The organism is Acinetobacter sp. 24-47-66 (genome assembly GCF_056779755.1).
The window spans coordinates 143,599-168,264 of sequence record NZ_JBWYIL010000002.1; the positions used below are offsets into that span (position 1 = coordinate 143,599).

A 24,666-nucleotide genomic window follows, 5' to 3' on the forward strand; every position below is an offset into this window, starting at 1 on the left:
ATGGCTCACTTTTTTATCCATCGCCCAATTTTCGCTTGGGTGATTGCATTGGTCATCATGTTGGCGGGTATTTTATCCCTCACCAAGATGCCAATTGCCCAATACCCAACGATTGCACCACCAACGGTATCGATTTCTGCAACATATCCGGGTGCATCTGCTGAAACTGTTGAAAACACAGTAACGCAAATTATTGAACAACAAATGAATGGCTTGGATGGGTTGCGTTACATCTCATCTAATAGTGCGGGTAATGGACAAGCTTCCATTACTCTAAACTTTGAACAAGGTATCGATCCTGATATTGCACAGGTACAAGTTCAAAATAAACTTCAATCAGCGACTGCACTTTTGCCTGAAGACGTACAACGTCAAGGTTTAAAAGTTACCAAGTCTGGTGCAAGCTTCTTACAAGTTATTGCGTTTTATTCTGAGTCAGATGCATTAGATGCAAATGACATTAAAGACTATGTAAACTCAAATATCTCTGAACCACTTAGCCGTGTGACTGGTGTTGGTGAAGTGCAAGTATTTGGTGGTTCATATGCTATGCGAATTTGGATGGACCCATCCAAAATGGCCAACTTGCAAGTTACACCGAGTGATATTGCAAATGCATTAAGAACTCAGAATGCGCAAGTGGCTGTAGGTCAGTTAGGTGGTGCACCTTCTGTACAAGGTCAAGTTTTAAATGCGACTGTAACTGCTCAAAGTCTTTTACAAACACCTGAACAATTTTCAAATATTTTCCTTAAGAACTCACCAAATGGTGCGCAAGTTCGTTTAGGTGATGTCGCTAAAATTGAATTAGGTGCAGACAACTATGCGTTTGACTCTAAATTTAATGGTCAACCTGCAGGTGGTGTAGCGATTCGTTTGGCAACGGGTGCAAACGCATTAGATACAGCCCAAGCGATTGAAGATCGTTTAAAAGAATTACGTCCAAACTACCCAACAGGTATGGTGGACAAACTTGCATTTGATACAACACCATTTATTGAGCTCTCAATTAAAAGTGTTGTGAAAACCTTAATTGAAGCAATTATCCTCGTATTCTTGGTCATGTTCTTGTTCCTACAAAACTGGCGTGCAACCATTATTCCAACAATGGCTGTTCCAGTGGTTGTATTGGGTACATTTGCCGTGATCAACATGTTCGGATTCTCGATCAACACATTAACCATGTTCGCTATGGTTCTCGCCATTGGTCTTCTGGTGGATGATGCGATTGTCGTCGTAGAAAACGTTGAACGTGTGATGGCAGAAGAGCATCTTGAGCCTGTGGAAGCAACTGAAAAGTCGATGGGACAGATCTCTGGTGCATTAATTGGTATTACCTCTGTCTTAACTGCAGTATTCGTACCTATGGCATTCATGGGGGGTACGACAGGTGTAATTTATCGTCAGTTCTCTATCACGCTCGTTACAGCAATGATTCTTTCATTGATTGTTGCATTAACCTTTACCCCTGCATTGTGTGCGACCATGTTGAAAAAACATGATACCAACAAACCTCAAAGCAATAACATTTTTGCCCGTTTCTTCCGTTGGTTTAACAATGGTTTTGACAAAATTTCGGTGAAATATCAAAACGGCGTAAACCGTTTAACACATGCCAAGCTATTTGCAGGATTGGTTTATGGTGTTGTGATTGCTGTGATGGGTTGGTTGTTTGTCAACCTTCCTTCTTCATTCTTACCAGATGAAGACCAGGGTGTGGTGATGACTCTCGTTCAGCTACCACCAAATGCAACGCTTGAACGCACTGGTAAAACAATTGATCAAATGACAGGCTTCTTCCTCAATAACGAGAAAGAACATGTTGAATCTGTATTCAGTGTTGCTGGTTTCTCGTTCACGGGTATTGGTCAAAATGCGGGTCTTGCCTTCATTAAGTTGAAAGACTGGAAAGACCGTACCTCTCCTGAATCTCAGGTCGGTGCAATTATCCAACGTGGTATGGCACTGAATATGATTGTGAAAGATGCCAGCTATATCATGCCTCTTCAACTCCCAGCAATGCCGGAGTTAGGCGTGAGTGCAGGCTTTAACCTACAGTTAAAAGCAGCTGCAGGTCAAAGTCACGAGCAATTATTAGCAGCACGTAATGCTGTACTCGGCTTAGCTTCTCAAGATCAGCGCTTAACAGGTGTTCGTCCTAACGGACAAGAAGATACGCCTCAATATCGTGTCATCGTCGATCATGCTCAAGCAGGTGCTATGGGAGTCAGCATTGCTGAAATCAATAGTACGATGGGTATGGCATGGGGTGGTACATACATTAATGACTTCATCGATCGTGGTCGTGTGAAAAAAGTGTATGTCCAAGGTGAAGCGAGCTCTCGTATGATGCCTGAAGACTTAGACAAGTGGTATGTCCGCAATAACCAAGGTACGATGGTTCCATTCTCAGCGTTCGCAACAGGCGAATGGACTTATGGTTCACCACGTTTAGAGCGTTATAACGGCGTTTCTTCCATGAACATCACAGGTACTCCAGCTCCAGGTGTGAGTTCGGGTGATGCAATGGCCGCGGTTGAAGAAATCATTGCGAAGCTTCCTTCAATGGGCTTACAAGGCTTCGATTACGAATGGACTGGTTTATCTCTCGAAGAACGTGAGTCTGGCGCACAAGCACCATTCCTTTATGCTCTTTCGTTATTGATTGTCTTCCTTTGCTTGGCAGCCTTATATGAAAGTTGGTCTATCCCATTCTCTGTACTCATGGTTGTGCCATTGGGTATTGTTGGTGCACTTGCCTTAACATTCTTGGGAATGATTATTTTGAAAGATCCAAACCTTTCAAATAACATCTACTTCCAAGTGGCGATTATTGCCGTGATTGGTTTGTCCGCGAAGAATGCGATCTTGATTGTAGAATTTGCGAAAGAGCTTCAAGATCAAGGTGAAGAACTCTTCGAAGCAACCTTACATGCCGCGAAAATGCGTTTACGTCCAATCATTATGACCACATTGGCTTTCGGTTTTGGTGTTCTTCCACTAGCTCTCGCTTCTGGCGCAGGTGCAGGAAGTCAACATTCCGTGGGTTATGGTGTACTTGGTGGTGTAATCAGCTCAACACTTTTAGGGATCTTCTTTATTCCAGTGTTCTATGTATGGATCCGAAGTATCTTTAAAACAAAACCAAAACAAAATAAACAGGAGCAAATTTCGTGATGCAAAACGTATGGTCTATTACAGGTCGTAGCATTGCGGTATCTGCAATTGCGCTTGCTTTGACAGCATGTCAAAGCATGCGTGGTCCAGAACCGGTCACTCAAGCCAATATTCCAGGAAGTTATCTTGGCAATGCTTCTGGTCCATCTATTGCGGAGCAAGGTTATAAGGATTTTTTTGTAGATCAACGCTTAATCCAAGTTTTGGATTTAGCCTTGGCAAATAACCGTGATCTTCGTAAAGCGACGCTAAATATCGAATTAGCACGTCAACAATTTCAAATCAGCCAAAACAATCAATTGCCTACGATTGGTGCAAGTGGTGGTGTTTTACGACAAGACACGGTCAATTCGCCAAGCCCAGTAACAACTTATAATGTAAGTTTAGGTTTAACGGCTTATGAAATTGATTTTTGGGGTCGTGTTAGAAGCTTGAAAGACAATGCCCTAGACACTTATCTTTCAACTGCAAGCGCACGTGATGCCACTCAAATTGCCTTGATTAGCCAAACAGCTCAAGCTTGGTTGGCTTACTCATATGCGCAAGCGAATCTTAAGCTCGCTGAACAGACGCTAAAAGCTCAACTTGAATCTTACAATCTCAACAAAAAACGTTTTGATGTGGGAATCGACAGTGAAGTTCCGCTTCGTCAGGCTCAAGTTTCTGTTGAGACGGCACGTGGCGATGTTGCTGAATACAAGACTCAAATTACACAAGCGGTTAATGCGTTAAACCTCCTTGTAGGTCAACCACTACCTGACAATTTATTGCCTAAAGAGAGAATCACACGTGTGACATCAACCACTGCTTTTGCGGCTGGTTTGCCAAGTGATCTACTCAACAACCGTCCAGATGTTAAAGCGGCTGAATATCAGCTAAGTGCGGCTGGTGCGAATATCGGTGCTGCAAAAGCGCGTTTATTCCCAACCATTAGCCTCACAGGATCAGCAGGTTATGCATCAACAGACTTAAGTGATTTATTCAAGTCTGGTGCTTTTGTTTGGTCTGTTGGTCCTAGTCTAGATATACCAATCTTTGACTGGGGTACACGTCGTGCCAATATTAAAGTCTCTGAAACACAGCAACAGATCGCATTGTCTGATTATGAAAAATCAATTCAATCTGCGTTCCGTGAAGTGAATGATGCTTTGGCAGTGCGTCAAAATATCGGTGAACGTTTAACTGCACAACGCCGTTTAGTTGATGCGACCAATACAACCTACAAACTCTCAAATGCCCGCTTCCGCGCTGGTATTGACAGTTTCTTAACTGTATTAGATGCACAACGTACATCGTATAGTGCTGAGCAAGGTTTATTGCTGCTTGAACAAGCGAACCTTAACAACCAAATCGAGCTCTATAAATCACTCGGTGGTGGCTTAAAAACCAATACTACGGATCAAGTGATTTATCAGCCTTCAAGCTCAGACTTAAAATACGACAAGAAGTAATTTTTTGTTTGAACAAAGCTCACCTCGGTGGGCTTTTTTATTGTCCCAAATACTGATATTTTGTCATTAATTATCCTTTTTATAACGACTTCAATCAAATGCTGTTAAGTAATTTAGAATCTGTACCTGGTCATCAAATTCAACAACAATTTGACGTGGTATATGGCAGTACCGTCAGAAGTAAACACGTTGGACGTGATTTACTCGCAGGACTTAAGAATATCGTCGGTGGAGAACTCACCGCATACACGGAATTACTTGAAGAGTCTCGTCAAGAAGCAATGAACCGTATGATTGATAAAGCGCGTGCCTTAGGGGCGAATGCGATTGTCGGAATTCGTTTCTCAACTTCCAATATTACCCAAGGTGCTTCCGAATTATTTGTTTATGGCACAGCTGTGTATGTCACACCGAATGCACCTAAAATTCCTGATCCATTCACCTCTTAAGGATTCGTTATGGATGGTATCATTTTTCAGGTGGTCATCTTTCTCATCCTATTTTGTATTGGATTTGGATTTGGTCGCTATAATGAACAAAAGCATCTTAAGCAACTTGATGAACAAGAAGCGCGCTTAGCTTATATCAAGTTAGATAGTCAGCGTTTTAAAACTTCTGAAAACCACGGACAAATGATCAGCAGTAATGTGGTGATTTCGCATGATTATTTTAAGTTTGTACTTGCGCAAATCCAAAATTTCTTTGGTGGACGCTTACGCAGTTATGAAAGTATTGTTGAACGTGCAAGACGTGAAGCTATCGTTAGACTTAAACTTCAAGCAGAAAAAATGGGCGCAACTGAAATCTTAGGGTTAAGACTCAGCACCACAGATTTAGGTCTTCAAGGTGGAATGGTTGAAGTATTCGCTTACGGAACTGCTATACAAAAGAGAGACTAAAAGTCTCTCTTTTTCTTTACAGGTATGTAGTAGTCACTCAAGCCGTACACTTTGCTTGAGGAGTCTTCAAACCCCTTATCGCTCGCATGATCATTGAGATAGAAATGCAAACATATTTGATTAAATTTTTCTCATCGATATGGGATCATGATCATTAAAATTTACTTCACTTTCATTTTTCGGATCATTCGATACAGTATTGCTGGTGATAACCGTGAAATAAAGACGCCTAATTTTTCTTTTGCTCCACCCACGACAATATACTCATCCCCTTTCAATAATGCCTGTACGGTTTGTTTAGCAAATTCCTCTGCTTCTAAACCATTTTCAATAGCCTCATCTTGATAACCTTGGGGCTTTCCTTCACCGTTTAAAGCATTAAAGGATACATTAGTTTTCACAAATCCTGGGAAAATTACCGAGACACCCACACCATCTTGCGCAACTTCAGCACGTAAGCTATTCGCCCACATATGAATCGCACCTTTTGCTGCCGAATAAGTCGCACGATATTGTGTGCCCAATAACCCAGCGACACTTGAGATAAAGGCAATTCGTCCTGACTTCTGTTGCTGAAAAGTCGGCAAAACCGTTTTAGTTAAAAAGACTTGAGAAAAATAATCAACTTCCATGATCGCACGTTCAGTTTGCATGGTCGTATCTTTAATTAATGCACGTTGTGATAGACCTGCATTATTGATTAACCAATCAATACGTCCCTTTTGTTGGAGAACTTGTTCATAAGCATGACGAACTTGTGATTCATCTGTGATATCCGCTTTAATGGAAATATGTCGTTCTGGGTGTGCCAAAGACTGCCTTACCGTTTCCAGCTCTTCAAAACGACGAGCCGTCAAAATAACCTGTGCCCCTAAACTGGCACATTCAGCAGCCAACGCTTTACCAAGACCCGATGATGCACCTGTAATCCACACCACTTTCTGATCAAGCTGTTCCAACTTTGCCATTCCCTTTATCCTTATGGTTTAAGCATTTAATTTTGCTTTTTGCTGTCCTTCATTATCAAGAAAAACCAGAAAATGGTCAAAGTACTTCACGATACTTTGTGCATCATGAATTTTGCTTAAATTTTCAAATCGCTTGTACCCTAATCCTGTGGTCAGACTGATCACACCATTTAAGGTTTTATCCACCACCATATTAAATTTCAGCATTTTTTTAGGCTCACGAATTAAGCTCGTAACGCCTTGATCAACCACTTTAGTGAAGGCTTTTAATCCGGGAGCAACATATTGATTTTGACCTTCACGCATACGTTCTGCACAGCCCAGTAACTCATTCACAATAACTTTTTCAACTGGGTATGAAATATAGTATTTTCCATCTTGTTCATACATCAAACTTTGTACATGATTCACCATAGGCGTTAAGCGATCATTACCAAAAAAAGATACCGACCAAGGCATGTATTTCAAGATTGCATCTTGCACTTGTTTCAATACTTTTGCTGAGTCTTGATCCTTTGCATTAGAATCTTTGACCAGTGTGCCAAAGGCTTGATCAATAATCTCACAAGCAATTTGGGACAGATTATCTCCAAGAATTTTAGCTTGCGCTTCACGATCTCCTGCATTGAGTTTTTGGTGAATGGTTTGATATTGCTGATAAGTTTCAGGTTGTAAGCGCAAAGAAATAGTATAGGTCATGCTATTGTTATCCTTTATTGTCAGGCCGATTCCGCGAGTTGACGCTGGCTTTAGTGTTATTCAAAATCAATTACTGTTCGATTGTGTGTGATTTGAAACGAGAATGCATTTGCTTAACGTGCCTCTCCATGCATTTTTTTTGCTACAATAGATGCAATTTTTTATCTACTTTTGATCTGTTCGAACTATGACTGATTCAGCGCAAAATATTGCTACAACCTACGATCCGACCGAGATCGAGAAAAAATGGTACCAAACTTGGGAAGAACGCGGTTACTTTAAGCCGTCTGAAAAAGGCGAGTCTTTCTGTATCATGATTCCGCCACCAAACGTCACTGGTAGCTTGCACATGGGTCATGGTTTTAACAATGCCATCATGGATGCTTTGACACGTCATAAACGTATGTCTGGCTTCAACACGCTTTGGCAACCGGGTACTGACCACGCAGGTATTGCAACGCAAATGGTTGTAGAGCGTCAGTTAGGTGCACAAGGCGTAAGCCGTCATGACTTGGGGCGTGATAAATTCATCGAAAAAGTATGGGAATGGAAAGAACAATCTGGCGGTAATATTACCCGTCAAATTCGTCGTTTAGGTTCGTCTGTTGATTGGTCACGTGAACGCTTTACCATGGATGAAGGTTTATCAAATGCTGTGAAAGAAGTGTTTGTAAAACTTCACGAAGATGGTTTGATCTACCGTGGTAAACGCCTTGTTAACTGGGATCCTAAATTACAAACTGCCCTTTCTGACCTTGAAGTTGAGTCTGATAAAGAAGAACAAGGTTCATTGTGGCACTTCAAATACTTCTTTGAAGATAAGTCACTTCGCACGCACGATGGTAAAGATCATATCGTTGTGGCAACGACTCGTCCTGAAACATTATTAGGTGATACAGCGGTTGCTGTTGCGCTTGATGATGAACGCTATGCAGCTTTAGTTGGTAAGAACATTATCCTACCGATTACAGGTCGTGCTGTTCCAATCGTTAAAGATGAATATGTTGACAAAGAATTCGGTACAGGCTGTGTAAAAATCACCCCTGCACATGACTTCAATGACTATGAAGTAGGTAAACGTTGCGAATTGCCAATCATCAACATCTTCAACAAAAATGCTGAAGTGTTGGCTGAGTTTGAATACATTGCGAAAGCCGGCGAGCAAATTTCTAAAACCATTCCTGCACCAGCAGACTATGTTGGTTTAGAGCGTTTTGAAGCGCGTAAAAAGTTAGTAGAGCAAGCGGAAGCTGAAGGCTGGTTAGACCAAATTCAACCGTACACATTGAAGCCACCTCGCGGTGACCGTTCAGGTGTAATCGTTGAGCCGTTATTAACAGACCAATGGTACGTGAAGATTGCACCGCTTGCTGAACCTGCAATCAAAGCCGTAAAAGATGGCGACATCAAATTTGTACCTGAGCAGTACAGCAACATGTACATGGCATGGATGAACAATATCCAAGACTGGTGTATCTCTCGTCAATTGTGGTGGGGTCACCGTATTCCTGCTTGGTACGATGCGGAAGGTAATGTTTACGTTGGTCGCAATGAAGCTGAAGTTCGTGAGAAAAACAACATTCCTGCCGATGTTCAATTAGATCAAGATGAAGATGTACTTGATACATGGTTCTCATCGGGTCTTTGGACATTCTCAACTTTAGGTTGGACGGGTAATGAAGCGAAAGATAAAGAAAACTATTTCTTAAATACTTTCCACCCGACTGATGTTCTTGTAACAGGTTTCGACATCATCTTCTTCTGGGTTGCTCGTATGATTATGCTTACGATGCACTTCATGAAAAATGAAGATGGTACGCCACAAGTACCGTTCAAAACTGTGTATGTTCACGGTTTGGTACGTGATGGCGAAGGTCAGAAGATGTCTAAATCTAAGGGTAACGTACTTGACCCATTAGATTTGATTGACGGTGTTGATCTTGAAACTTTAGTACAAAAACGTACGACAGGTTTGATGAACCCGAAACAAGCGGCGAAGATTGAAAAGTCGACTCGTAAAGAATTCCCTGAAGGTATTCAATCTTACGGTACAGATGCAGTTCGTTTCACATTCTGTGCGCTTGCAAATACGGGTCGTGACATTAAGTTCGACATGAAACGTGTTGAAGGTTACCGCAACTTTGCCAACAAAATCTGGAACGCAACTCGTTTCGTGATGATGAACTGCGAAGAGCAAGTGATTGGTCAAGACGTTCGCCAAGACCTTTGGGAATTGCCTGAACAATGGATCGTCAGCCGTCTACAAAAAGCGGAACAAGCGGTGCAAACCGCATTTGCAACGTATCGTTTGGACTTGGCTGCACAAGCGATTTACGAGTTCATTTGGAATGAATACTGTGACTGGTATGTAGAGCTGACTAAGCCTGTTCTGAATGATGAAAACGTATCGGTTGAGCGTAAAGCTGAAGTACGTCGTGTGCTTCTGTCTGTGATGGAAGCGTCTTTACGTTTGGCTCATCCATTGATGCCGTACCTAACAGAAGAAATCTGGCAAACACTCGCGCCAAAACTGAACATCGTTGGCGAAACAATTATGCTTGCACAGTACCCTGTTGCTGACCAAGCGTTAGTTAATGAACAAGCTGAAGCAGATATGCAATGGCTTCAAGGTTTGATTGGTGCGGTACGTAATATCCGTGGTGAAATGGGCTTAGGTAATGCTCGCTTATTGCCTGTTCTACTTCAAAACACGACTGATGCTGAAAAAGCACAAATCGCACGTATTGAACCATTGTTTAAAGCATTGGCAAAAGTTGAAAGCATTACATTCTTGGCTGATGCTGAACAACCGCCATTATCTTCTTCATCTGTAGTCGGTCATGTGTCTGTATTCGTTCCAATGAAGGGCTTAATTGACCCTAAAGCGGAGTTGGGTCGTCTACAAAAAGACTTAGACAAGGTTCAAAAACAGCATGACCAAATTGCAACTAAACTTGCGAATGAAGGTTTTGTGGCTAAAGCACCTGCGGCTGTGGTTGAAGGCGAGAAAGTAAAACTTGCTGAGTTTGCTGATCAGTTAGCGAAGATTAAAGCGAATATGGAGCAGATTGCAGCGCTTTAATTTGTTGTTAGTTTGATCTAATTTGTGTATAAAGGGCTGATTATTCAGCCCTTTATAATTTTAAATATGAAGTATTTAGTAAACATTAGTGGAGAGATTCCACATGCAAACCTTTATGACATCAATATTCCATTAAATGGGAGAAATTTGATTCTCACTGGACGAAATAGTAGCGGAAAAACAAGTTTCCTTAATAAGCTTTTTGAAACTTTAAATAATGATTTAGATTCATTAAATGATAATCAACAACAATATAAAAATAATATTTCTCATTGGCAGTCAGAGATTCACCGGTTAGGGCCTTCAAATCCAGATTCCCAAGGATTAAAGAATCTAGTCAAAGAATATCAAGGAAAATTAAAACTACTTGAAACTGGTTTTAATATTGAAACAATAAACTTTGAAGAGTTCAAAAATAAATATAAAGAATATAAAGCAATCTTTAGAAATTTTGATGCTATGCGTGAGATTCATATTGATGAGTCTACACAAACTACTCTGTCTAATACTGAAATTGAAAGAGCAAGAAACGCATTTAGGCAAAATATAGGTAGCCGTCTAGAACAACATCTTGTCAACTTAAAAACATCTGAAGCTTTTGCTAAAGGTATTGAACAAAATGAAATCAAAGGGAAAAAATTTGAGAACTGGTTTAGCGATTTTGAAATTTCTTTAAAAAAATTATTTGAAAACGAAAAAACACTGTTAGTTTTCAAAAATGAAGAAAGAAAATTTGAAATTTATAATGGAAAAAACTACACAACTTTCCAAAATTTATCTTCTGGATATAAAGCAATTTTTGATATTTTTGCTGATCTTTTATTAAGAACGGAATTTTTTGATATAACACCTTCTGATTTAGAGGGAATTGTATTAATTGATGAAATAGATGCTCATTTACATATATCACTTCAAAAGTTAATTCTCCCATTCTTTAAAGATTCATTTCCAAATATTCAATTTATTGTAAGCACTCATTCTCCTTTTGTTATTACATCAACAGACAATGATACTGTAGTTTATGACATTTCTAGTGGTGAATTTTTTGAAGAAGATTTAAGTCGCTATTCATACGAATCGGTTATTAAAGGTTTATTCCATGTAGAAATAAAATCGGCACAATTAGAATCAGAAATTAAAGCTATCGCTGAAATTTTAAATAAAGATCCTAATAATTATGAGAAACTTAGAGATCTTTTAAAAAATATTTCACCATTCGCAAAACAACTTGATGTTGAATCTAAATCTTTTTACTTCAAGGCATTAAATCATTTATTAGACAATCAAGAACTAGGTGATCTTGATGTTTAAAGTTATACGATCAGAAAGACCCGAAGATTGGACTAATTCGGATTACACAGATCCAGTTGTAGTTAAACAATTGAAAAAAGATTTCTTATCTAAATGTTATTTGTGTGAACAAGCAGATTTCGGTTATATCAATGTAGAACACTTTGTGCCACACCTTAACAAAAGTGAAAAGTTAAGAACCGATTGGAATAATCTTTATTATGCTTGCTCTCACTGCAATAGTATTAAAGGCTCAAGACATAAGGAATTACTAGATTGTTGTGAAGAAAGCCATAATGTAGATACGGCTATTTCTTTAGAAGCACCAAGCGTTCCAAATGGTAAAATTATCTTAATCAATGCATTAAATAATGATTCTGATTTGTTTGAACTCACAAATAAAACCATAGCATTATTAGAGCAGTGCTATAACAATGCAAATAGTGGTAATCAGCAAGTGAGCCATCAATATTTGAAAGAAAAGATATTGGAAGAACATGCTTATTTGCAAAATTTACGTTTCCAACTAAAAAATGGTTTAAATCGTTTATTGCAAAGAGAAAAAGATGATCTAGTCGAAAGAATAAGTAATATGCTCAAACCTAATTATCCCTTTTCAGCGTTTTGGAAAACATATGTCAGAAATGATCCATTTTTATCAGAGATTTTAAATCAGTAACCCTCACCCCGACCCTCTCCCAAAGGGAGAGGGAGAAAAGCATTAAAGCACCCCATGCTCCAACAACATCTCCAACCCAGTCTTTTTCCCCATATACATCAACCTTTGCTTTTCCGCTTTAAGCTGTTGCTTCACCGCAGACACATCCGCATCAATCTGCTTATATAAGTCCGTAATATTCAATTGCCCTTTCGACTTCCTCACCGCAATTTTGGCTTTATTTGACCACACAAGCGAGTCAATCAATTCCTGAATTTGCTTTTTTAATGCTTGGCTTTGTGCTTCTAAAGCCTGCTGATAAAACTTAACTTGCTCCGCTGTTAAACCTTTATTTGAACCATTTTTACTTTGCTCAACTTCAAGCTGAAGTTTCAATAAATAGAACAAATCTTCCTGTTCATAGGCTTCATTAGCACGCTGTAACAGCTCGGTCTTTTCCGCTTTTTTCGACTCATCAGGCTCACGGTCAGGGTGAATAATCGAGGCAATCTTTAAATATACGGTTTTTAGCGATTGATTCACTAACTTTTCTGCTTCGGCTTGTTTATCTTGCTGCCGTTTAAGTTTGGCTTGCTGCCTTGCTTGTTGATACTGCGCTTTGTCCCATAACGAATCGTCATCAATCGTTGAATCATTTTGTTCACCATGAGCATCTGGTGTTTGACTAGATTCGAAGTTGTTCTTTTTATCTTGCTTATTTCGTGGTTGAGCAAACACCTGTTCGAAATAAATATGGAATTTTTCAACTGTCTCAAGTTGAGTTTCATTGAGCATATTTGATTTGCTCAACATTTGGGTCAAGTTAAAACACTTCTCTTCCACAACCTTTTGAGACGACTTATTTAAATCTATTTGACTTAGGCTATTCCATAGACTTTGTAATTGCTGAAACATCACTTTATAAACATCACGATAGACAGGAATAAGTTTCTTCTGCGTGTAGGTACGAATTTCTTCTTGGGCGTGTTGCCATGCGGATAATTGTAATTTTTGCTGCTCAATCTGATTAATCAAAACCCGTAGCTTATGATCTTGAACAAGTTGTGCAGAAGAACTGGATTGAATTTCGAATGAAGTCACGTCAGGTGTTTAGTCCAATGAGAGAATACTGAGTTTAACAAAATGTGGATGCTTTATTTAAGCATCGATCACAGTTTGATTTCGACCATTGGCTTTTGCTTGATAAAGATGTCGATCTGCTCGTTTAAGAATGGCATAAGCATCAGCATCGTTGAGATCAGTCACACTGACACCAATACTGACGGTCAAAGTTTTCTCTGCCAAAATAACAGCTTGTTCCACCAATGTACGAATTTTCTCTGCCAAAACTTGCGCACCCATCAGATGTGTTGCAGGCAATAAAATTACAAATTCTTCACCACCATAACGTGCCACAAAATCGGTTTCACGTGTTGCTTGATCAAGGATTTTTGCTACTTGTTGTAACACTTGATCCCCTTGATCATGACCATATTGATCGTTGACTTGCTTAAAATAATCGACATCCAATATAAGTGCTGCATAGCCAATTTGATTTCTTTTATGTTGAGCAAACAAGTATTCAAGTTGCTCATTTAAAGCACGGCGATTGTGTAAACCTGTTAATGCGTCATGTCGTGACAATCGAATCAACACAAGATTAGCCAATTCAAGTGCTCGAGTGCGCTCTTGAACCTTACGCTCTAGAGATTGGTTTGCATCAAGTAATTGTTGTTTTTGTTCCAATAAGGTTTGCGTCATGCTTTGTAGAGAATGTGATAATCCTTGGATTTCACGGATGCTGCTTTGACTATGAAATGCCGTATGCACGTCTCCCTGTTCGACCGCATAAGCCGATTTGGCTAAAGCCTCAATGGGTCTGCTCAATTTATTGGCAAGTTGATAAATCACATAAAAGATAAACAGCGAGACGAATAAACCAATCAGAAAGATTTTGAACTGCAAATCACGCATATCAGCCAAAGCAATCGCCAAAGGTTGACGAATAACCACATGCCAACCAATATCACTTTTAGTCTCGGACTCCACCGCAATATTTGCGGTTAAGAAATCCTGTCCTTCATTCCAATCATCAATATAATAAAGTGCATCGTTGACTTGAAATTGAGGTGGCTGGACTCGTCCAATACTTTTAAATGGATACAGCAGTTCACCCTGTTTATTTAAGATAAAGACTTCTATGCCACGCTGAGATGCTGTTTGAGATAAAGCTCTATTGAGAATATGACGTGCCCACTCCCAATCTGCATGTGCAGCTAACACTCCTTTTAATTTTTGAGTATTTGGATCATAGATTGGTGTTGCGAAATCAATAAAACGCATCGGCTCATGAGGATTTAAAGCTTGAATTTTTTTTGCCAATAACACAGCTTCATGCACATCACCTAAGTATGTACCCTGTAAACCTGCCTTAAACCATGGCCGTGAAGAAACATTTTCACCTTCAAGAATACCATCCGCAGCGATTTGAACATCACCGTTTAAATCCGTTACCCCCATCCAAGCATAATAGACATACGCATTTTTGACTTGTTCCAAGCGTGTACGGACACGTGGATCATCTAGATTTGCTTCTGAAAAGAAAGGAGATTGGCTGAGCAGCACCATTTCGCGCTCGCGTTCGGCAAGAGAAGTTGCCAAGGCATTACTGATATTTTTTGCTGCGACATGTAGGGTCTGTCCACTGGCTTTAGCCAAGTGCTGAGATGCGATATTTCCAATATACAGCGATACGCATATCCCAAGGATAATGGTTAACCCAGCAAATATGAACAGAACGCGATTACGGAATGAATCCAAAATACACCTTAACTCTTGGTTAAACACCGAAACATGCAACCATAAGAATATAACAGAATATTACAAATACATAACAAACATTTCAGCTCATTGTAATGAATAAAAAATGCCAACCTTATCTCATATATTCAAAATCCTGATTAACATTAACAACTGTAATTCCACTCCCTATCTTTTAAACAACATGATTTAATATTCAAGTCACGCACCACATCTACATAAAGTCATAATAATTCGACAATAATTCTGTATTTCTTTTTTTTGGCGCTTGATAGCTTAAGTAGAATCACCTAGAAAATTGAGAAACAAATGGATTTTGCTTCTATCTTTTTTTACGACACCACATGGGTATTTGTTTTCGAGATTTTAATCCGATGTGTGGTGATGTATTTACTGATCATTCTGTTTCTTCGTTTGACAGGCAAGCGAGGGGTTAGACAACTCTCCATCTTTGAAGTTGCCATTATTCTTTGTCTTGGATCAATTGCTGGAGATCCAATGTTTACGGAGGATTTACCCTTAATTCAAGCCGTAGTCGTCATGAGTGTGATCATCTTACTTTACCGCACCACAACGTGGTTAATGATGAAATATCAGCCTTTCGAAGACTTAGTCGAAGGTAAATCCTGCTACATCGTTAAAGATGGCATGCTCGTCCTTGAAGCATTCAAGCGAGGTAATATGTCGCATGATGAGTTCTTTTCGGAAATGCGTCGTCAATCTGTTGAGCATTTAGGTCAAATTCGAGTCGGTCTATTAGAGTCCGATGGGAATTTCAGTATTTTGTTTTATCCCGATGAGCAAGTTAAATATGGCTTACCAATTTTTCCAGATCAAGCTCAATCAATATACAAGGTAAAACCTAGCGTAATATATGCGTGTACACATTGTGGATTCTGTACTGAACTTCAGCAACCACTTCAAGATTGTCCGCGCTGTTCTTGCCAAGATTGGACGCAAGCAATGAACAGTCTAAGAATTGGTTAGCAGATGAATAATCTACAGTCTGTTGGGACGAAGCAGATTATTCATCCTCAGCGCTGACTCAATCGAACATAGGTGGTTGAGATTAATCCAAGACTTTCACCACAATTTTACCAATGTGATCACCTGCATCCATTGCCAAATGAGCCGCTTGAATCTCATCAAAATTAAAAGTTTTATAAATCATCGGTAGACATTCACCTTTTGCCCATAACGGCGCAACATGTGTCTTTAAATCTTGAGCGATTTTGGCTTTTTCTGCTGTGGTACGTGCACGCATGGTTGAGCCAGTAATGGTTAAACGCTTCATCATGATTTGACCTAATTTTACGCCATCGGCTTTAGCTCCTCCAAGAAATGCGATATAAACCAAACGTCCATCACGACGTAGTATATTCAGGTTTTGAGCTAAATAAGGCGCTCCAACCATATCTAAAACAATATCTACACCATTTTCTTCCGTCGCTTGCTGAATGACCTGTTCAAAGTCTTCCGTTTTATAATTAATTGCATGCGTCAAATCTTGAATTGCTTTTAGTTTCTCATCTGAACCAACAGTCGCAAAAGTTTTTAAGCCAAATGCGTTACACAACATCAATGCCGTTGTTCCAATCCCACTGGTTCCGCCATGGATTAAAGCCGTTTCCCCTGCTTTAGCTTTGCCCATTTGAAAAATATTCGCCCAAACGGTAAAAAATGTTTCTGGAATTGCAGCAGCTTGAATATGACTCACCCCTGCAGGAATATTAATCAGCTGAGATTCAGGCACCACACAGTATTCCGCATAACCACCACCATTGGTAAGTCCACACACTTGATCCCCCACCTGATAGGCGTTTACCTCAGCCCCTACTGCAACGACTTCCCCTGATACCTCTAACCCAGGTACAGGTGTGACCCCTTTAGGCATTGGATATAAACCTTGGCGCTGTAAAATATCAGGACGGTTAATGCCGAAAGCATGTACTTTCACCAAGACTTCATTGTCTTTAGGTTGCGGAATATCAACCGTTTCATAAGCCAACTTCTCAACGCCGCCTGGTTCAGTAATGATCACATGTTGCATGCTTTGTGCCATAATCAAATCCTTTATTTACAATACTTTTCATTCATTTCAATCAATTTCATCATAGTTGATCACATTGATAAAGTCCTGTATTACTTATGTATAAGGATGAAAACGAATCATTATTTTTTGGGGAAAATAATATGCGTTACTTGCTGCAATTTATTTTGCCATGCAGTTTTGCTGCCTTGGTCATCATCTGTTGGACTTTTTTGTTAAGTTTTCCATGGGATTCAGCAGTAATTGCGATGATCTACTTCCAAATTGGGCTGGTGTTGTTATTGCTATACATTGAATACGATGCGAGCAAAGTGGATGGTGCAGCAGGTTGGACTTTTTTATTTTTCTGTTTTTTTGAAATGATATTGTTCGTCGCTTTGGGGATCATTCGTGTCATTATTGGTGGATGGCAAGTTTTAAATCTTTTATTTTGAACCTTGCCTCAGACACGAATATTAAAATAACTCAATAATATAAACAAAGCTTCGTATTTTTCTGATTTACAAAGGAATTGTAACCTTAATATCTTAGATTTTAAGGTCGTCATGGATCGTACACTCGAGAATTTTAAAATGAAAAAGCAGACTCTAGTTGTCACACTATCGCTCATGCTCGGTTTAGCAGGATGCTCTGGGGAAGATCAACCTAAATCAACCTTACCAAATACCCCTGAGCCACCCATACCAATTCAACCTGAAGATCCAAAACCATCCCTACCACCAGATCTCGAACCTGAAACACCGATCAATGTTCCACAACCAAAAACGTATTTAAATCTGGATTTTACTGAAATTTATTCAATACCTTCTGATTGGAATATCCTGACTTCAAATTCAGGTAGCATTCAATTTAAAGAAGGTGCCTTACTGATTGATGGTCGCAAAGATTTAACCAAACCCACCACCATCATGTTAAGTTCGGATTTTCAAAAGCTTCGCAACTATAAAATTGAGTTAGAATTTGAATACCTTGAGCGTAATAACGGTACTCGTTGGGGAAGTATTATTTATAGAGCTTCAGATGTGTTTGCGCAACCTGAATATACACCATACTACCAATTTGCTATTCGTGCAGATGCATCTGCTTATAATGGTCTAGAACTCGCACTTAGACGCTCAAATAACACATGGAATGTCATCAATACATCCAAATTCGAATCAAACATCGCTTTAAATACACCTTATAAGGCTACAGTTGTTGTTCATAATCAACGTGTTCGTCATTACTTGAATGATCAATTGGTTTTTGATGGTGAATTACCCATCAACCTAAACCAAGGTGCCATTGGACTTTCAGCAGCAGGATTGCTGATGAAGGTCAACACAATACGGGTGATTGAACAACTTGATGCTTTCCCTACTCAAGATCGGATTACAGATGTCATTGATCACAAATATCCAGTTGCAATGGCGCCTGCTTTAGCACAACCAGCCGACTCATTAACAAATGATAACGCTCATACCGCCACTTATATTGCTTACCAACTTGATGAACAATTATTTTTAAAAGATTTCGACAATAAGACCTCGATGCACCTTAGAAGTCTTCTTTCTGATCAAACCAAAAGAACACTTCCTCTTCTGCATATCAACTCTGAAAAGACACTGGCTGAATTAAGATCTTTATCTTCAGATTATGATTTTAGTGATGTCACGCTAGTCTCTGATGATCCATATCTATTAAGAAAAGCGCGTGTGGAGATTCCAGAAATCCGTACAGCATTGGATTGGTCTGAAAAGTTCAATTTGATTTCAGATCAAAATAGTGTTGTGAAAATTGCACAGGCAACCAATACATCACTTTCTAAAATTGTGATTTTACCAGCCCATTTGGTTCAATCTCATCTGGTTGCACACTTGCAACGTTTATTGATCACACCTTGGGCAGGTTTTACCCACAATACTTCTGGACAGACCAGTCCTAAACTTGATGCCTATCAAGCTGCTGAGATATTAACGACAGGAGTGAATGGCATTTATACGCTTCAGCCTGAATTATTTCATTCCATCATGCGCTCAATGGCGCCCAACACCCTACTTCGTAAACCGCTCATTACAGGTCATCGTGGAATTCCATCTCAAGTTGATGAAAATACCCTTGAAGGTATTCTTAAGGCGATAGAAGTTGGCGCTGATGCCGTGGAATATGATGTCTATCTGACGAAAGATGACCATGTCATTTTAATGCATGATAAATCGGTTTTACGCACAACGGGTATCGCAAAAAATATTGAGAACATGACGCTCGAAGAGGTTCGTAAACTTAAAACGACCGGGCAGCGACTTGCCATACCGACGATGGATGAAGTATTGGCTGCAGTAGTTGAAAAATACCCACATGTCACCAATTTTATCGAGATTAAGAGTGCAAAACCCGAAATAATTTCAAAAATTAAAGATTTACTTGATAAATATGATGCATATGGTCAAGTGATTGTCATAAGTTTTGATGGGCAACAAATTCTTCAAATGAAGAACACTCTAAAAGGTGTATCAACGGGTTTATTGGTATATCCACCAAAGGAACAAACTACTTTTCTAAACGTTCGAAGAATTTTGGAAACAACACGACAATTTTCTTCAACATTTAATCCGAATTATAGTGGTTTGAATCAGGACGTCATGTATCTAGCAAGTTTACGTGGTGTAACCTTCTGGCCTTGGACGTTCCGTTTAATAAAAAATGATTTCTATCGTATGTACATTCAAGGTACACATGGGTTGACCACAGATTATGCACAAGATGCATCAAATTTTGTGGTCAAAATTGAAACTCCACGACAAATATCAGCAACTGTTGGTCAACCTTTACAAATCACTGGGCAAAAATTAACGCAACTGGGTCAATCTAGTTACCAAAGCTTCAATACGATGCTCGTACTACCAGGCTCTGCAAAATATAGTCTAAATGGTCAATCTGTGAGTTTCAGTGAACGTGGTACTGCCTATGTCATGCCAAGCTACCAATACACCATAGCACCCAATTTCACCTATACCATCTATGCAAAACCCGTGACTGTGACCATTCAATAAGCACATCACATTGATATTTGGAGACCAATTCAGTTCGCTGAGTTGGTTTTTTTCGAAAATCGCATTTTCCCTTATCTTTTCATAAGATTTCAACTGGACTTTTAATGATGTTCACCGCTTAAACACGACAGTATTTAAAACTGATGAATTTCATAAATATTTAATATGTAATATTTTTTTTACTTTATGACAAATCCATAGAATTGTCATTTTACGTACTTAGATTGTGTCTCGCTTAGGGACATACTTTTCGAGTACTTTTTAATGATGAAATTTACAACACTGACGTCAGCAATATTATTAACATTAAGCTTAACAGCTTGCTCCGATGATGATCAAAAAAACGCTGTATCAAATCCAGATCAAACGGAAAATCCTAATCCATCTCCAGAACCTGAAACACCAGAAATTGAAGTTCCTGTACCCAAAATACTTTTTGAAGAAAATTTCAATGCTTTAACTGCTATTCCAAACAATTGGACTCAACTTCGTAGCAATCCTGGGAATATTGAGGTTAAAGATGGAGCACTAATCATCAATGGTACGGCGCACAATACACAAATGACGACCATTATGTTGCCAAATGAACTACAACAACATCGTAATTATCGTATTGATATGGATTTTGCATTCTTAGAAAAAAACAATGGTGGTCGTTGGGGTAGCGTGATTTATCGTGCCGCTGATCAATATGCTGATCCAGCTTTTACGCCGTATTACCAATTTGCATTTCGTGCTGATGCATCAGGTGAAAGTGGCCTTGAACTGTCTATCCGTCAACCTAGCAACACATGGAATGTTTTACAGAAATCTGCACATAAAGAGAATTTTGAGTTAAATAAAACCTACAAAGCAACAGTCATCGTACATGGCCAACGCGTACGCCATTATATTAATGATGAACTCGTACTCGATAGCACGCTACCTTACAATTTAAATCAGGGTGGCATTGGCATTTCTACAGCTGGCGCTTTGATGCGTGTAGATTCAATTAAAGTGACTGAGCAACTTGAAGCCCTACCAGAGTCTAATCGAGTTACAGATCTAATCGATCAGCAATTGCCAGTCTCTATGGCACCAGCACTCGCTCAGCCTGCTGGCGCAACTACACTGAACTCAGCTCCATTAGCAACTCATGTTGCCTACCAACTGGATGAGCAACTCAATCTTCTTAACCAAGATCAAAAGAAAATTACTCATTTAAAAGATTATTTAAATGATTCAACACGACGTCATATTCCGCTATTAACGATCAATTCAGAAAAAACAATTCGTAATCTGAAAACGTTGACAGAAAACTATGATCTCGCTGATATCACCTTGGTGTCGGATCAGCCTGAACTCTTACGTAAAGCTCGTGTTGAAATCCCTGTATTGCGTACAGCACTCGACTATTCAAAACAATCTGGTTTAACCAATAGTAAATCAGATATTGTAAAAATTGCTCATAATACCAATTCTTCTTTATCAAAAATTGTCATTTTACCGCCGCACTTAGTGCAATCAGAAGTCGTATCTCATCTACAACGCTTATTAATTACACCTTGGGCAAGCACACTTCATCCAGATCAAAAAGATGGCATTGATGCATTCAAAGCAGCTGATATTTTAAGCACTGGGATTAATGGGATCTATACACAACAGCCAGATGTTTTCCAAAACATTATGAAGCAGATGGCACCGAATACCCTGTTAAGAAAACCCCTCATCACAGGCCATCGTGGCATTCCAGCTTTAGAGGATGAAAATACTTTAGAAGGAACAATTAAAGCTATTGAGGTGGGTGCTGACGCAGTTGAATATGATGTTTATCTATCGAAAGATGGTCATGTTTTCCTGATGCATGATGGAACATTAACTCGTACCACAGGTGATAATAGAAATACTGAAGATCTGACCTTAGCTGAAATTCGTCAGTTACGTACGATTCCCAATGGTCGCCCAGTTCCAACCATGGATGAGGTTTTGGCTGCAGTCAAAAAATACCCCCATGTGACCAATTTCATCGAAATTAAAAGTGCTAAGCCTGAAATTGTAGCGAAGATTAAAGAACTTTTAGATAAGCACAATGCCTATGATCAATCGATTGTCATCAGTTTTAATGGTGATCAAATCTTACAGATGAAAAATACCTTACCGGGTGTTTCTACAGGCTTCTTAACGAGTACGCCGAACGCACAAAGCAATATTGTAAACACACGTCGAATATTAGACGCGACTCAAAAATATTCTTCTACATTTAACCCGTCTTTTGCAGGATTAAGCAAAGAGTTAATGTCAATGGCGAGCTTACGTGGCGTAACTTTCTGGCCTTGGACATTCCGTACCAATAAAGATGATTTTAATCGTATGTATGTACAAGGAACACATGGCTTAACCACCGATTATGCTCATGAATCTTCTGATTTAGTCGTCAAGATCAATACTCCAGGTCAAATTACTGCGAAAGTGGGACAGCCTGTTGTTTTTAGTGGAGAAAAAGTTACTCAGATAGGTAAAGCTTCAGCACAAAACTTTAATTCAATGATTGTTCTGCCTGGTTCTGCCAAATATAGTAAAAATGGTCAGTCGATTACGTTTAGTGAAAAAGGCAAAGCCTATGTCATGCCGAGCTATCAATACACGATTGCTCCGAATTATAGCTACACCCTGTACGGTAAACCCGTGACAGTCACGATTCAGTAAGAAACTTTAAATTTACATGCCCAATTGTTAAGTTTAAAGCTTCAATTGGGCATTTCTTATTTTTTTAAATTTTGAATCACTTCGGGTAAAAAAGAACGGTGAAATCCATCATAGGCTTGATTATTCTCAGCCGGACTTAATGGAAATATACGTGTGCCTTGAGAAGCTGCGCCATCAATCCTTATCGTGACACCCGATATAAATTTAGACGCTTCAGACAATAAATAGACGATCGCTGACGACACCTCAGCTTCTGTTCCCATGCGTTGCAAAGGAACTTTCTCCGCCATACTTGGAATCACTTTTTCAGCCATTTCACCAGTATATGTATCCATACCTGATGACAAAATCCATCCAGGTGCTACGGCATTCACACGAACTCCAGATTTGCCCCACTCGACAGCAGCTGTCTTGGTCAGATTATCAACCCCTGCACGGGCTGCGCCTGAATGTCCCATATTCGGCATACCTCCCCACATATCAGCAGTCATGTTGACAATACTTCCACCATGCTTATTCATCCATTGATTGTAAGCTTCGCGCATAAGATAGAATGTAGCGTGTAGATTGTTTCGAATGACAGCATCAAATCCATTGGCTGAGATTTTTTCTAAATGCGCTGGAAATTGTCCGCCTGCATTATTCACCAAGCCATCAATTCGTCCGAATTTTTCAATTACTTCGCTAATCATGGCTTTCACTTGTGCTTCATCACGATTATCACAAGCGATGCCATAGGCTCTGCCACCATCCTCCATGATTTCAGCAACAACTTTATCGAGTTTTTCTTGGGTACGCCCTGTAATAATCACTTGTGCATCCAATGATGCAAGCTCATGAGCTGTACAACGTCCAATACCAGAACCACCTCCTGTCACAATGATGACCTGATTCTGAAATAAGTTTTCCTTAAATACTGAGTTATATGTCATGCCAATCCTTAGGTTGTAATTTTTATCAACTTGCAAAATTATCCCGATTTTTTAACAGTTGCAAGATCATAGAATTTTATAATTGTTGTTTTAAATGCTAATCAAACCTTTCATTCAAGGGCTATGGTATCGTTTTTACAAAACGCATTAAGATTTTTCTTACCACAGGTAAAAATATTAAGATCAATGGAAATGCGATTAACCAAGACATTGCCCACGTCTTTATCCAGACCACCCAGATCCCATCAAAAAATCCACGATTCATTACAATATTAATTAAAGAAATTGAACCACTCATCAAACATGACAAAATTAACGGCATCAGCCAATTGAGATGTTTGGGGTGAAATTTTGGGAATGCTTTATTCATTGTAGCGCCTAATCATTTCATCTCATTTAATTTAGCACCAATGCAATCACTATTCCTATATTTTTCAAGTTTCAAGCACACAAAACTAATCCAATATCGTTAAAATTTTGAACCTTGAGGCATGGTTTAATAATTTTTCTTAGTAAATGAATATTAAATAGAATGGATTAGTTTCCTTCTTAATCAAGACTCATGAGCAATAAAAAAATATTTAACTTTAAACGATGATTTTATTTTTTAGCTTTTCTACTCTACGAAAATGTTTTAAGTTTTTAGTTCAATTTTACCGTTAATCTCTATTCTTTAGATTCGAAGCATTTTTTTTGCAGTTTTTGCATAGCTTCTCTAGGCATAGGCGCTGTCATCATCTGTTGGTATTCTAAACAGGCTTTACTGGGTTGTTTTTGTTGTATCGGAGCATTAACACACGCCGTTAAGAGCATCAAAAGCAAATAAGCTACTATTTTCATAATATCTCGAATTTATCGTTAATGTTTACCCTATCTTAGCTCACTAAGACTAGTGTGGTCGTTATTAAATTTTAAATAAAAAA

At 39.2% G+C, this 24,666-nt stretch carries 19 protein-coding genes; 11 read left to right on the forward strand and 8 right to left on the reverse strand.

The features are described 5' to 3' along the window. The 4 genes from AC1M84_RS03015 (at window position 1) to AC1M84_RS03030 (ending at window position 5,527) form a co-directional block, all read left to right on the forward strand. Window positions 1–3,177 carry an efflux RND transporter permease subunit gene (locus AC1M84_RS03015; protein WP_481594395.1) on the forward strand — a complete coding sequence of 1,059 codons (3,177 nt, stop codon included), beginning with the start codon at window positions 1–3 and terminating at the stop codon, window positions 3,175–3,177. Then, window positions 3,177–4,628 carry a multidrug efflux RND transporter AdeIJK outer membrane channel subunit AdeK gene (gene adeK / locus AC1M84_RS03020; protein WP_481594466.1) on the forward strand — a complete coding sequence of 484 codons (1,452 nt, stop codon included), beginning with the start codon at window positions 3,177–3,179 and terminating at the stop codon, window positions 4,626–4,628. The genes AC1M84_RS03015 and adeK overlap by 1 nt, the downstream gene beginning before the upstream one ends. A 98-nt stretch (window positions 4,629–4,726) precedes the next feature. Next, entirely contained in the window at window positions 4,727–5,077 is a 351-nt protein-coding gene (locus AC1M84_RS03025; RefSeq protein ID WP_180027966.1) for a YbjQ family protein, read from the forward strand. 9 nt (window positions 5,078–5,086) lie between these two features. Continuing rightward, the gene (locus tag AC1M84_RS03030) at window positions 5,087–5,527 is read left to right on the forward strand and encodes a YbjQ family protein (RefSeq protein WP_481594396.1); all 441 of its coding nucleotides are present in this window, start codon (window positions 5,087–5,089) and stop codon (window positions 5,525–5,527) included. A 161-nt stretch (window positions 5,528–5,688) separates the two neighbouring features. Here the strand turns inward: AC1M84_RS03030 and AC1M84_RS03035 are convergent, their stop codons facing one another. Then, window positions 5,689–6,495: an SDR family NAD(P)-dependent oxidoreductase gene (locus AC1M84_RS03035; RefSeq protein WP_035266703.1), complete on the reverse strand. Its 807-nt coding sequence runs from the start codon at window positions 6,493–6,495 to the stop codon at window positions 5,689–5,691. Window positions 6,496–6,513: 18 nt separating this feature from the next. Further along, window positions 6,514–7,194: a hypothetical protein gene (locus AC1M84_RS03040; RefSeq protein WP_481594397.1), complete on the reverse strand. Its 681-nt coding sequence runs from the start codon at window positions 7,192–7,194 to the stop codon at window positions 6,514–6,516. A 187-nt stretch (window positions 7,195–7,381) separates the two neighbouring features. Here AC1M84_RS03040 and AC1M84_RS03045 point away from each other — a divergent pair, with 187 nt between their 5' ends. The 3 genes from AC1M84_RS03045 to AC1M84_RS03055 all read left to right on the forward strand — a co-directional run bounded on the left by AC1M84_RS03045 (window position 7,382) and on the right by AC1M84_RS03055 (window position 12,245). Continuing rightward, window positions 7,382–10,276: a valine--tRNA ligase gene (locus AC1M84_RS03045; RefSeq protein ID WP_481594398.1), complete on the forward strand. Its 2,895-nt coding sequence runs from the start codon at window positions 7,382–7,384 to the stop codon at window positions 10,274–10,276. Between the two features lie 66 nt (window positions 10,277–10,342). After that, complete coding sequence (locus AC1M84_RS03050; RefSeq protein WP_035266712.1) at window positions 10,343–11,587, forward strand: AAA family ATPase; 1,245 nt, start codon at window positions 10,343–10,345, stop codon at window positions 11,585–11,587. Continuing rightward, window positions 11,580–12,245, forward strand: coding sequence for an HNH endonuclease (locus AC1M84_RS03055; RefSeq protein WP_035266696.1), 666 nt, complete (start codon window positions 11,580–11,582; stop codon window positions 12,243–12,245). The genes AC1M84_RS03050 and AC1M84_RS03055 overlap by 8 nt, the downstream gene beginning before the upstream one ends. Before the next feature lie 42 nt (window positions 12,246–12,287). Here the strand turns inward: AC1M84_RS03055 and AC1M84_RS03060 are convergent, their stop codons facing one another. Both AC1M84_RS03060 and AC1M84_RS03065 read right to left on the reverse strand, forming a co-directional pair. Continuing rightward, complete coding sequence (locus tag AC1M84_RS03060; RefSeq protein ID WP_051586557.1) at window positions 12,288–13,325, reverse strand: hypothetical protein; 1,038 nt, start codon at window positions 13,323–13,325, stop codon at window positions 12,288–12,290. A 57-nt stretch (window positions 13,326–13,382) separates the two neighbouring features. Continuing rightward, window positions 13,383–15,044 (reverse strand): sensor domain-containing diguanylate cyclase, encoded by a 1,662-nt coding sequence (locus tag AC1M84_RS03065; protein ID WP_035266695.1) that lies wholly within the window; start codon window positions 15,042–15,044, stop codon window positions 13,383–13,385. A gap of 309 nt (window positions 15,045–15,353) precedes the next feature. On the opposite strand from AC1M84_RS03065, the gene AC1M84_RS03070 reads away from it, so the two are divergent. Then, window positions 15,354–16,031, forward strand: coding sequence for a YetF domain-containing protein (locus AC1M84_RS03070; RefSeq protein WP_035266694.1), 678 nt, complete (start codon window positions 15,354–15,356; stop codon window positions 16,029–16,031). An 82-nt stretch (window positions 16,032–16,113) separates the two neighbouring features. On the opposite strand, the gene AC1M84_RS03075 is transcribed toward AC1M84_RS03070, so the two are convergent. Then, a complete protein-coding gene (locus AC1M84_RS03075) occupies window positions 16,114–17,106 on the reverse strand; it encodes an NAD(P)H-quinone oxidoreductase (RefSeq protein WP_035266693.1) in 993 nt (330 codons plus the stop codon). 131 nt (window positions 17,107–17,237) lie between these two features. Here AC1M84_RS03075 and AC1M84_RS03080 point away from each other — a divergent pair, with 131 nt between their 5' ends. The 3 genes from AC1M84_RS03080 to AC1M84_RS03090 all read left to right on the forward strand — a co-directional run bounded on the left by AC1M84_RS03080 (window position 17,238) and on the right by AC1M84_RS03090 (window position 22,811). Next, the gene (locus AC1M84_RS03080; protein ID WP_481594399.1) at window positions 17,238–17,528 is read left to right on the forward strand and encodes a hypothetical protein; all 291 of its coding nucleotides are present in this window, start codon (window positions 17,238–17,240) and stop codon (window positions 17,526–17,528) included. 138 nt (window positions 17,529–17,666) lie between these two features. Next, window positions 17,667–20,126 carry a glycerophosphodiester phosphodiesterase family protein gene (locus AC1M84_RS03085; protein ID WP_481594400.1) on the forward strand — a complete coding sequence of 820 codons (2,460 nt, stop codon included), beginning with the start codon at window positions 17,667–17,669 and terminating at the stop codon, window positions 20,124–20,126. Between the two features lie 264 nt (window positions 20,127–20,390). Then, window positions 20,391–22,811, forward strand: coding sequence for a glycerophosphodiester phosphodiesterase family protein (locus tag AC1M84_RS03090; RefSeq protein WP_481594401.1), 2,421 nt, complete (start codon window positions 20,391–20,393; stop codon window positions 22,809–22,811). A gap of 56 nt (window positions 22,812–22,867) precedes the next feature. Here the strand turns inward: AC1M84_RS03090 and AC1M84_RS03095 are convergent, their stop codons facing one another. The 3 genes from AC1M84_RS03095 to AC1M84_RS03105 form a co-directional block, all read right to left on the reverse strand. Continuing rightward, on the reverse strand, window positions 22,868–23,743 hold the full coding sequence (locus AC1M84_RS03095; RefSeq protein ID WP_481594402.1) for an SDR family oxidoreductase: 876 nt from the start codon (window positions 23,741–23,743) through the stop codon (window positions 22,868–22,870). A gap of 121 nt (window positions 23,744–23,864) precedes the next feature. Further along, window positions 23,865–24,113 (reverse strand): DUF2798 domain-containing protein, encoded by a 249-nt coding sequence (locus AC1M84_RS03100; protein WP_481594403.1) that lies wholly within the window; start codon window positions 24,111–24,113, stop codon window positions 23,865–23,867. 296 nt (window positions 24,114–24,409) lie between these two features. Further along, a complete protein-coding gene (locus tag AC1M84_RS03105) occupies window positions 24,410–24,583 on the reverse strand; it encodes a hypothetical protein (protein ID WP_481594404.1) in 174 nt (57 codons plus the stop codon). Window positions 24,584–24,666: the final 83 nt, after the last annotated feature.